2 protein-coding genes are annotated in these 2714 nt (G+C 73.9%); both read right to left on the reverse strand.

What is annotated here, in order from left to right:
* Positions 1-901: beta-ketoacyl synthase N-terminal-like domain-containing protein (locus tag ABT297_RS42885; protein ID WP_350559928.1), on the reverse strand; the 901-nt coding region annotated here is incomplete at its 3' end.
* Positions 902-915: 14 nt separating this feature from the next.
* Positions 916-2571, reverse strand: a complete 1656-nt coding sequence (locus ABT297_RS42890; RefSeq protein WP_350559931.1) for a type I polyketide synthase — start codon at positions 2569-2571, stop codon at positions 916-918.
* Positions 2572-2714 lie beyond the last annotated feature (143 nt).

The raw sequence follows: 2714 nt of genomic DNA on the forward strand, positions 1-2714 counted from the left end.
GATTCACCGCCGAACCACGAACCACCGCCAACACCGGATGACCATTCGCCACCGCATCCGACAACCGCTCCACCAACAACACCCCGACGCCCTCGGACCAGATGGTGCCGTCCGCGGCGCCCGCGAAGGCCTTGCACCGGCCGTCCGGGGCGAGGGCACGCTGCCGGCTGAACGACACGTACGGGTCGGGGTCGGCGACGATGCTCACGCCGCCGGTCAGGGCCAGATCGCACTCGCCCGAGCGCAGCGACCGCACCGCCAGGTGCAGCGCGACCAGCGACGACGAGCACGCCGTGTCCACGGTGAGCGCGGGGCCCGACAGGCCGAGCACGTAGGACACCCGCCCGGAGATGACGCTGGGGGCGGTGCCGGTGTGCAGCAGGCCCTCGACCTCGGGGACGCGGGACGAGCCGAAGCCGTAGCCGCTGATCATGCCCCCGATGAAGACGCCGGTGGCGCTGTTTCGCAGGGTCGACGGCACGATGCCGGCCCGCTCCAGGGTCTCCCACACGGTCTCCAGCACGAGCCGCTGCTGCGGGTCCATGGCCAGCGCCTCGCGCGGCGAGATCCCGAAGAAGCCCGCGTCGAACTCGGCGGCGTCGTGCAGGAAGCCCCCGTTGCGGGTGTACGAGGTACCGGGCTTGTCCGGATCGGGATCGTAGAGCGCGTCGATGTCCCAGCCGCGCGAGTTCGGCCACTCGGTGATGGCGTCGGTGCCTGAGGTGACCAGGTCCCACAGCCGCTCCGGCGAGTTCGCGCCACCGGGGAAGCGGCAGCTCATCGACACGATGGCAATCGGCTCGTGCCGCGCGTCCTCCTCCTCGCGCAGCCGACGCCGGGCCTGGCTGAGGTCGGCGGTGGCCCGCCGCAGATACTCGAGAAGCTTCCCGTCGCTCGACATCGTCGTTCCGCTCCTCACACCACGCCGTAATCGCTGTCAAGGATTTCGAAGAGCTCGTCCGCGGTGGCGGCGCCGATGCGATCGGCGTCCACGGCAGGTGCGGCGGACGGTGCCCACCGGCGGACGAGGGTGTTCAGACGGTCGGCGATCTCCTTACCGACCGGGGTGTCCGGGGAGAGATCGGCCAGTGCCGTCTCCAGCCGCGCCAGCTCGCCCAGGACCTGGCCGCTCTCCGCGGCCTCGGAGCACAGCTCGTCGTACAGGACGTCGACGACGGCGTTCGGCGTCGGGTAGTCGAAGACCACGGTGGTCGCCAGCCGCACCCCGGTGGCGGTGCGCAACTGGTTGCGGAACTGCACCGCGAGCATGGAGTCGAAGCCGCCGTCCGAGAACGCCTGGTCGGGACGGACGGTCCTGCGGTCGCTGTGGCCGAGGACCGCCGCCGCGTGCCCGGTGACCAGGTCCAGCAGCACCTTGCGCCGGGCCGGCGGGTCCAGTGGCAGCAACCGCCCGGTCAGCGCCGCGGCGGGCTCCGTGCCCTCCTCGGCGGACGCGGCACGCAGCGCCCGCGTCACCTCCGGCAGCTCACGCATCAGTCCCAGAACCCGCGGCGCGGGCGCGGAGGCGACGATCCGGTCCACGTCGAGGTCGGCGATGACACCGGATGGCTCGTCCTGGTCCAGCAGACGTTCCAGAAGGGCGGTGACGGTCGCCGGCGTGAGTGGGCGATCGATCGCGGACGGCCGGCTGTCCTGTCCCCCGAGGGCGACCACGAGCGCGTGCGCGCCGCGGTCGCGGCGCCGGTGGGCCAGCGCCTGGACGGCCGCGCAGGCGGCGGTGGACGCGCCACGCCGGACCGCGCCCCAGACACCGCTCAACGGGGTCAGCAGCATGAGGCTCGCGTCCTCGGCCGCCGGCAGCCGATCGAGGCTCTCGACGGCGGACACCGCGGCGTGCATGGCGTCGTCGAGCTCCGCGTCGGTGAGCGCCGTCAGCGCCGATCCTGCCTCCTCCTGCCCGGCCCGATGTACCACGGTCGACAGGGCGAGCCCGGCCGGCGGCTCGCAATCCCCCGGACCGCGGTCGGTGACGGTGAGCTCCGCGCCGAGCCCGGCCAGTTCCGCGCGCAGCGCCCGCACAGTCGTCGTGTCGGCCCCGTCGACATCGGTGACCATGATGTGCGTCGCGCCCCGCCCGGCCAGCCATCGGGCCAGCTGCGCCGTGAGCTCGCCCAAGCCGCCGGTGATCAGCGCCGCGCCGCCCGCCGGGGACCGGTCCCGCTGTGCCGGGCCGGCAGGCGGGTCGACGCGCAGCAGCCGCCGCATGTGCCCGCCGCCGGGCCGCAAGGCGACCTGGTCCTCGTCGTGGCCCCCGGCGAGGACCGCGGCCAGCCCGCGCACGGCGTCGGCGCCGGGCTCGCCGGGCAGGTCCACCAAGCCGCCCCAGCGCGGCTCCTGTTCCAGCAGAGCGACCTGGCCGAGACCCCACACCGGGGCCTGTCCGGGGCGCGCGAGGGGCTCGCCGCCGACGGCGACCGCCCCGCTGGTCACGCACCACAGCGGCGCCGTGACGCCGGCGGAGTCCAGGGCCCGCAGCAGTTCCACGGTGCTGACCAGGCCGGCGGGCGCCTGCCGCCGGCCGGGAGCCGGGCGCTCGTCGAGGGCGAGCAACGAGAGGATCCCGGCCGGTGCCGGCGCCGCCGTCGCGAGGGAACCCCCCCGCCCCGGGGCCGGCACCCCGGCCCCCACGGTGACAGGTAGGAATAGCACACGTCTGAAAACCAGTCACAAGGAGTTATATGTCGTTTTGAGTG

Origin of the sequence: Dactylosporangium sp. NPDC000555, from assembly GCF_040300025.1 — a bacterium.
In the GTDB taxonomy this organism is placed as follows: domain Bacteria; phylum Actinomycetota; class Actinomycetes; order Mycobacteriales; family Micromonosporaceae; genus Dactylosporangium.